The organism is Streptacidiphilus pinicola (genome assembly GCF_003258295.1).
Taxonomy (GTDB): domain Bacteria; phylum Actinomycetota; class Actinomycetes; order Streptomycetales; family Streptomycetaceae; genus Streptacidiphilus; species Streptacidiphilus pinicola.
This window is the reverse complement of record NZ_QKYN01000236.1, coordinates 1-7,562: the sequence shown is the minus strand read 5'-3', so window position 1 is coordinate 7,562 and position 7,562 is coordinate 1. Positions and strand designations below refer to the sequence as shown.

General features: G+C 71.5%; 6 protein-coding genes. 4 read left to right on the top strand and 2 right to left on the bottom strand.

Annotation, left to right across the window (positions count from 1 at the left end; translation table 11 throughout):
* Positions 1-162: 162 nt before the first annotated feature.
* Entirely contained in the window at positions 163-2,460 is a 2,298-nt protein-coding gene (locus tag DN069_RS38280) for an FdhF/YdeP family oxidoreductase (protein WP_111507857.1), read from the bottom strand.
* A 242-nt stretch (positions 2,461-2,702) separates the two neighbouring features.
* On the opposite strand from DN069_RS38280, the gene DN069_RS38275 reads away from it, so the two are divergent.
* Positions 2,703-3,569: a fumarylacetoacetate hydrolase family protein gene (locus tag DN069_RS38275; protein WP_111507856.1), complete on the top strand. Its 867-nt coding sequence runs from the start codon at positions 2,703-2,705 to the stop codon at positions 3,567-3,569.
* A gap of 194 nt (positions 3,570-3,763) precedes the next feature.
* Here the strand turns inward: DN069_RS38275 and DN069_RS38270 are convergent, their stop codons facing one another.
* The gene (locus tag DN069_RS38270) at positions 3,764-4,522 is read right to left on the bottom strand and encodes a TetR/AcrR family transcriptional regulator (RefSeq protein WP_111507855.1); all 759 of its coding nucleotides are present in this window, start codon (positions 4,520-4,522) and stop codon (positions 3,764-3,766) included.
* Between the two features lie 104 nt (positions 4,523-4,626).
* Here DN069_RS38270 and DN069_RS38265 point away from each other — a divergent pair, with 104 nt between their 5' ends.
* The 3 genes from DN069_RS38265 to DN069_RS38255 all read left to right on the top strand — a co-directional run.
* Positions 4,627-5,307, top strand: a complete 681-nt coding sequence (locus tag DN069_RS38265; RefSeq protein ID WP_111507854.1) for a rhomboid-like protein — start codon at positions 4,627-4,629, stop codon at positions 5,305-5,307.
* Positions 5,308-5,328: 21 nt separating this feature from the next.
* On the top strand, positions 5,329-7,017 hold the full coding sequence (locus tag DN069_RS38260) for a DUF885 domain-containing protein (protein ID WP_111507853.1): 1,689 nt from the start codon (positions 5,329-5,331) through the stop codon (positions 7,015-7,017).
* A gap of 274 nt (positions 7,018-7,291) precedes the next feature.
* Positions 7,292-7,562 (top strand): DUF4140 domain-containing protein (locus DN069_RS38255; RefSeq protein ID WP_165845829.1); only part of this gene is annotated, 271 nt, incomplete at its 3' end.

The window sequence follows — 7,562 nt, the reverse complement described above, 5'->3', positions numbered from 1 at the left end:
CGCCCTCGCCCACCCCGAAGCCGAGCCCTTCGGGCTCGCCCTCCGGCAGCCCGTCCCCGAGCCCGTCCCCTTCGGTGTCCCCGTCGTCCTCGGTCTCGCCGTCGGCGATCCCGTCGACGACGGCGAGCACCAAGGTGTCGCTGAAGCAGTAGCCCGGGGCGGCTACTCCTGCTCCTCCTTCTCCAGGCGCACGACGACCGACTTCGAGGTCGGCGTGTTGCTGGTGTCCGCCGTGCTGTCGAGCGGGACCAGGACGTTGGTCTCCGGGTAGTACGCCGCCGCGCAGCCGCGGGTCGTGGGGTAGAGGACGACGCGGAAGTGCGGGGCGCGACGGTCGACGCCGTCCTTCCACTCGCTGACGAGGTCGACGTACTCGCCCTCGGCCACGCCGAACGCGGCGGCGTCCTCGGGGTTGAGCAGGACGACCCGGCGCCCGCCGGTGATGCCGCGGTAGCGGTCGTCGAGGCCGTAGATGGTGGTGTTGTACTGGTCGTGCGAGCGCAGCGTCTGCAGCAGCAGGCGGCCTTCCGGCACCTCGGGGGCGGTCATCGCGTTGACGGTGAAGTTCGCCTTGCCGGTCCTGGTGGGGAAGGCCCGGGTGTCGCGCGGGCCGTGCGGGAGCGCGAAGCCGCCCGGGGCCTTGATCTTGGTGTTGTAGTTCTCGAACCCCGGGATCACCCGCGCGATCCGGTCGCGGATGTTGCTGTAGGAGGCGTTGAAGTCCTCCCAGGGCACGGTGTTCTTCGGGCCGAGCGTCCGGCGCGCGAGCTTGCACACGATCGCCACCTCGGACAGCAGGTCCGGCGCCGGCGGCTTCAGCGCGCCGCGCGAGGCGTGGACCATGCCCATGGAGTCCTCGACGGTGACCTCCTGCGGGCCCGAGGCCTGCCGGTCGAGGTCGGTGCGGCCGAGCGTCGGCAGGATCAGTGCGCGGGCGCCGGTCACCACGTGCGAGCGGTTCAGCTTGGTGGAGACGTGCACGGTGAGTCGGCAGTTGCGCATGGCCGCCTCGGTGACGTCGGTGTCCGGCGTCGCGGCGACGAAGTTGCCGCCCATGGCGAAGAAGACCCGGACCTTGCCGTCGCGCATGCCGCGGATCGAGTTGACCACGTCCATGCCGTGCTCGCGTGGCGGCTCGAAGTGGAACTCCTTGCCGAGCGCGTCGAGGAACGCGTCCGCGGGCCGTTCGAAGATGCCCATGGTGCGGTCGCCCTGGACGTTGCTGTGCCCGCGCACCGGGCAGACGCCGGCGCCCGGCCGGCCGACGTTGCCGCGCAGCAGCAGGAAGTTGACCACCTCGCGGATGGTGGGCACGGAGTGCTGGTGCTGGGTGAGGCCCATCGCCCAGCAGACGATGATCTTCTCGGACTTCAGCACCAGCTCGGACAGCTCCAGGATCTGGCTGTCCGGCAGGCCCGTCGCGGCGTGGACGTCGGCCCAGTCGGTGCGCTTGGCCTCCGCCGCGAACTCCTCGAAGCCGGCGCAGTGTTCCTCGATGAAGGCGCGGTCCAGCACGGTGCCGGGGGCCTTCTCCTCGGCCTCCAGCAGCAGCAGGTTGAGCGCGCGGAAGAGCGCGAGGTCGCCGCCGAGGCGGATCTGCAGGAACAGGTCCGTCAGCCTGGTACCGGTGCCGACGAGGCCGCGGGCGTTCTGCGGGTTCTTGAACCGCTCCAGCCCGGCCTCCGGCAGCGGGTTCACGCTGACGACCGTCGCGCCCGCGCGCTTGGCGCGCTCCAGCGCGGAGAGCATCCGCGGGTGGTTGGTGCCCGGGTTCTGGCCGGCCACGATGATCAGGTCGGCCTGGTAGAGGTCCTTGAGGCTGACGCTGCCCTTGCCGACGCCGAGCGTCTCCACCAGCGCGGAACCGGAGGACTCGTGGCACATGTTGGAGCAGTCCGGCAGGTTGTTGGTGCCCAGCTGCCGGGCGAAGAGCTGGTAGGCGAAGGCGGCCTCGTTGGAGGTGCGGCCGGAGGTGTAGAAGACGGCCTGGTCCGGGTGCTCCACGGTCTGCAGTTCGTCGGCGACGAGCTGCAGCGCGTCGTCCCAGGAGAGCGGCGTGTAGTGGGTGGCACCCTCGTCCAGCAGCATCGGCGTGGTCAGCCGGCCCTGCTGGCCGAGCCAGTAGCCGCTGCGCTCGGCGAGTTCGGCCACGGCGTGCTCGGCGAAGAACTCCGGCCCGATCCGGCGCAGCGTCGCCTCCTCGGCGACCGCCTTGGCGCCGTTCTCGCAGAACTCGGCGGTGTGCGTGTGGTCCGGCTCGGGCCAGGCGCAGCCGGGGCAGTCGAAGCCGTCGGGCTGGTTCAGCTTCAGCAGCGTCCCGACCGCGCGCGGCAGACCCATCTGCGCCGCGGCGATCTGCGTCGTGTGCTTGAGCGCGGGCAGACCCGCGGCGGCGTGCGCCGGCTCACCGGTCCTGGGCGCGTCCTGCTCCGGGTCCGTGATGGGAGCCTTGCGGGCCATGCGCCTCACCTCTCGCTGCGACTGCGCTGTGTTTCGTCGTCTCCGTTGACCACCACATCTTTCCACTAGCCCCCGGGGTGCGTGAATAGCCCCATTCAGACACGGTGCGACGCCTTTGCTACTCGTCCGTATCGCGGGCGCCCCATGGCCGGGTGCGGGCGTGACCTGCTAGAAACGGATCTCCTTCTCTCCAGCGACGGTGGGCGACCGGACCGTCCCGATCGCAAGGTGGGTGATCGCAGGTGCGATTCCTGCGCATTGGACCTGCGGGCGCCGAGCGTCCCGCACTACTGCTTGACGCTGACGCGCAGGTGGCGCACGACCTGTCGGCGCTGACGCCCGACATCGACGGCGCCTTCCTCGCCTCACTGACGCCCGAGCGCCGGGCGGAACTCGCCGCGCGCGCGGCCTCGGGCGAGCTGCCGCAGCTGCCGCTGCCGGGCGCGCGCGTCGGCGCGCCCGTCGCCCGCCCGGGCAAGGTCGTCTGTATCGGCCTCAACTACCGTGACCACGCGGAGGAGACGGGCGCGGCGATCCCGGCCGAGCCGGTCGTCTTCATGAAGGCCAGCGACACCGTCGTGGGCCCCTACGACGAGGTCCTCATCCCGCGCGGCAGCGTCAAGACCGACTGGGAGGTCGAACTCGCCATCGTCATCGGCGCCCGCGCCCGCTACCTCGCGTCCCCCGCGGACGCGGACTCGGTGATCGCCGGCTACTCGATCAGCAACGACGTCTCCGAGCGCGAGTGGCAGCTGGAGCGCGGCGGCACCTGGGACAAGGGCAAGTCCTGCGAGACCTTCAACCCCCTCGGCCCCTGGCTGGTCACCGCGGACGAGGTCCCCGACCCCCAGTCCCTCGGCCTCCGCCTCCGCGTCAACGGCGAGGTGCGCCAGAACGGCTCCACGGCGAACATGATCTTCGACGTGCGCCACGTCATCTGGTACCTCAGCCAGTTCATGGTCCTGGAACCCGGGGACATCGTGAACACCGGCACCCCGGCCGGCGTGGCCATGGGCACCCCGGGCCAGCCGTGGCTCCAGCCGGGCGACGTCATGGAACTCGAGATCGACGGCCTGGGCGCGCAGAAGCTGCCGGTCGGCAAGGCGTAAGCCACCCTCAGGGGCGCGGGGCTCTGCTGACTTGCGCCTCCGGCGCGCGGGCGCGACCGGTCTGGTGTGCTCCCGCGGGTCGTTGCACTCTCTAGGGGCGCGGGGAACTGCGCGACAAACCACCCACGTGGTGAGTCGCTCAGCGAGCAGGGCCATCCGCATGTCGGTGGTTGCTCGCGCAGTTCCTCGCGCCCCTAAAGCAGGCCGCCCAGGCCTTCGAGGAGTTGCGCGCCGGGGCCGATGCCGCCCTGGCGGGCGAGCAGCTGCTTCAGGACGGTCTCGCTCTGGGGGTCGTGGAGGGCGGTCACCGCGAACATGGCGACGAACTGGTCCACCAGCCAGTCCCGCAGGGACTCCGGCTCGCCGATGTCGCCCTCGTCGAGGGACGTCAGGGCCGTGGCCTCGACCACCGCGATCCAGGAGCGGATCAGCAGGCCCAGGCGGGGACCGGGGTCGGAGACCCCGAGGTCTTGGACGATGCTGCGGAAAGCAGCCCTGCGGACCTCGTCCACCATCGCCGTGGTCCGCTGGGTCTCGACGGCGGAGCCGCCGCGCAGCAGCGCGCCGTATCCAGCGGCGTGGTCGTGGACGAAGGAGAGGTAGCGGTCCAGCGCGTGGGCGAGACGCTCCGTCGGGGAGCCCTCGGTCGGTTCGATGAACCGGCTGATCAGCTCGCTGGCCGCGCTCTTCAGTGCGGCCTCGTACAACTGCTGCTTCCCGCCGGGGAAGTAGCGGTAGACCAGCGGGCGCGACGCCTCCGCCGCAGTGGCGACGTCGTCGAGGGAGACCTCCTCCGGCGCGTGCCGGCTGAACAGCTCCAGCGCCACCGCGATCAACTGCTCGCGACGCTGCTCGACCGGCAGTCGCCGGTACGGTCCGCGTCGCGCGCGCGGCGCGGCCGGCGCCGGGCTCGCGGCCTCGGGTGTCTCGTCGACGGTCGCTCGGGTCGTCACCCGCCCACCTTACGCCGCACGGCCCCCCTCGGAGCAGGCCGGATCCGGGGCGGCGGGACGGGTGATCGTCCGCGGCACGCCTGAAGATCGCGCACAATGGCGGCATGGGACGCGTCGCGCGGGTCGCCCGCCACGTCTGGCGTTACATCTGCTCCGCGCCGGGCACCTACCTCTGGCTGTTGTTCCTCGGGCTGAACACGCTCGCGCTGACGCGGATGCCGCCGCGCTACAGACACTGGTGGCTGGAGACGCACAGCACCAATCTGGCCGAGCTGAGCCACCACCCGGTCAAGGTCCTGATCAGCAGCGCCTTCTGGACGCAGACACCCAGCTTCTTCTTCTGGTTCGTGGTGTTCAACATCTTCCTGGTGCCGGCCGAGCGCCGGCTCGGCACCGGCCGGTGGCTCGCCGTCGTGGCGCTCGCGCACATCGGGGCGACGCTGATCAGCGAGGGCACGGTCCGGCTGTTGATCGACGCGGGGCTGGACTCGCGCAGCGAGGTGTTCGTGCTCGACATCGGGGTCAGCTACGGCGTGGCCGGCGGGGTCGGCGTGCTGGTGTGGCTGGTGGCCAAGCCGTGGCGCTGGTGGTACCTCGGTGTCACCGCCGTCTTCTTCGTGCTGCTGCTCGCCTCCGGCACCGATTACACCAATCTCGGGCACCTTTGCGCGTATCTGATCGGTTTGGCGTGCAAGCCATTGACGCGGGGGAGGGTGAATCGGGGAATCGATCCGGGAAAGGTTTTCCAGCAGGTTCGACAACGGGTCGGAAAAAGCCAGGGTTAGCACCCCTCCGCGTGGTGCAAGATGAACCGCATGGCAGACTCCCTCACCCCGCGCGGAATCGCCGACGACTACGTCGAGGCGATGGCCCGCCAGAATCCCGCTGTCGCCGCCTCCCTCGGCCTCAATCCAGGCGACCGGCGGCAGCCCGATCTGTCCCCGGCCGGTTTCGACGCCGACGCCGCGCTCGCCCGCGAGGCGCTCGCCGCCCTCGACCGGCTCCCCGCCGAGGCCCTGGACGACCCGGCCGAGGCCGCCTGCGCCCGGCTGCTGCGCGAACGCCTCACCGCGGAGCTCGCCGTGCACGACGCCGGTGACCACTTCCGCTCGCTCAACAACATCGCGTCGCCGGTCCACGTCGTCCGCGAAGTCTTCACCATGACGCCGAGCGAGACCGAGGCCGACTGGGAGCTGCTGGTCGACCGGATGCGGAACACGGCCGGCGCCGTCCGCGGCTACCAGGAGACCCTCGCCGAGGGCCTGCGGCGTGACCTCGTCAGCGGTCCGCGCCAGGTGGCGATCGTGGGCGAGCAGCTCGGCGCCTGGTTCGAGGACGAGGACAGCTGGTACCGCGGGTTCGCTGCGGACTGCCCCGCGTCGCTCCGCCCCGCGCTCGACGCCGCCGCGGAGCCCGTCGCGGCCGCCGTCGCCGAGCTCCGCGCCTTCCTGCGCGACGAGTACGCGCCCGTCGCCGCCGACCGCCCCGACACCGCCGGCCGCGAGCTCTACCTGCGCTCCGCGCGCCTCCACACCGGCGCCGACCTCGACCTGGACGAGGCCTACGCCTGGGCGTGGACCGAGTTCCACCGCCTGCACGGCGAGATCCGCGCCGAGGCCGAGAAGGTCAAGCCCGGCGCGACGCCGGAGGAGGCCATCGAGTACCTGGAGACCGCCGGTCACGCGATCAACGGCGTGGAGGAGATCCGGGTCTGGCTGCAGGACATCATGGACGAGGCCATCGAGGCGCTCGACGGCAAGCACTTCGACATCAGCGGCCCGATCCGGCGCGTCGAGTCGCGCATCGCGCCGGCGGGCAGTGCGGGCGCGCCGTACTACACCGAGCCCAGCCTGGACTTCTCCCGCCCCGGCCGCACCTGGCTGCCGACGATGGGCCGGGACACGTTCACCACCTGGCAGATCGTCAGCACCTGGTACCACGAGGGCGTCCCCGGCCACCACCTGCAGCTCGCGACCTGGGTCGCGTCCGCGGACAAGCTCTCCAAGTACCAGGTCACGCTGGGCGGCGTCAGCGCCAACCTCGAGGGCTGGGCGCTGTACGCGGAGCGGCTGATGGACGAGCTCGGCTTCTTCGTCGACCCGGGCCGCCGGCTCGGCTTCCTGGACGAGCAGATGCTGCGCACGATCCGGGTCATCATCGACATCGGCATGCACCTCGGCCTCACCATTCCCGCGGACTCCCCGTTCCACCCCGGCGAGACCTGGACCCCGGAGCTGGCCAACGACTTCTTCGCGGCCTACACCGGCAGCCCGGCGGAGCTGCGCGAGAGCGAGATCATCCGCTACCTCGGCTGGCCGGGCCAGGCCATCGGCTACAAGCTCGGCGAGCGCGCGTGGCGGCAGGGCCGCGAGGCGGCGCGCCGCGCCGCGGAGGAGCGGGGCGAGGAGTTCGACCTCAAGTCCTGGCACATGAAGGCTCTCGCCCAGGGCAGCTTCGGGCTCGACGACCTGGTCGCGGAACTCGCCGCGCTCTGACGCTGCGCTGGGCTCCCTCCCGGTGTTGCACCAACCCAGGGGCGCGGGGCTGTGCCGATCTGCGGCTTCGCCGCGTGGGCGCGACCGGTCGCTGATGCTCCCGCGGTTAGTTGCACTTTCCAGGGGCGCGGGGAGCTGCGCGATAACCCACTGACGAACAGATGGTCCTCACTGAACAGGGCCATCCGTGCAGGGTGGTTTCTCGCGCAGTTCCTCGCGCCCCTGTGGGCGCTCAGCGGATACCGTGGGGATCCGGTCGTGGGAGGGGGTTGCCGTGGGGCGGGAAGTGGGCGCGGGGTCGTGGTTGGACGCCGTCACCGTGTACGCGTCCGGGGCGTTGTGCCAGCGACGGGTCGTGGTCGACGGAGCGCCGGACGGCGTGAGCCGGGTGCGGGTCGGTGGGCTGCCGCTGGCGGCGGACGCCGGCAGTCTGCGCGCCCGCGCGGTCAGTCCCGGCGTCGGGGTGACCGACGTGCGACGCGAACTCCGCGCCGAACCGCAAGCGCCCGAGCGCCTCGCGGCGCTGAAGCAGGACGTCGACGCCG

Bases quoted from the DNA above. Each gene is read 5' to 3' on its own strand.
- DN069_RS38260 (WP_111507853.1), top strand. From the start codon at position 5,329: ATGAACCGCATGGCAGACTCCCTCACCCCGCGCGGAATCGCCGACGAC.
- DN069_RS38265 (WP_111507854.1), top strand. From the start codon at position 4,627: ATGGGACGCGTCGCGCGGGTCGCCCGCCACGTCTGGCGTTACATCTGC.
- DN069_RS38280 (WP_111507857.1), bottom strand. From the start codon at position 2,460: ATGGCCCGCAAGGCTCCCATCACGGACCCGGAGCAGGACGCGCCCAGG.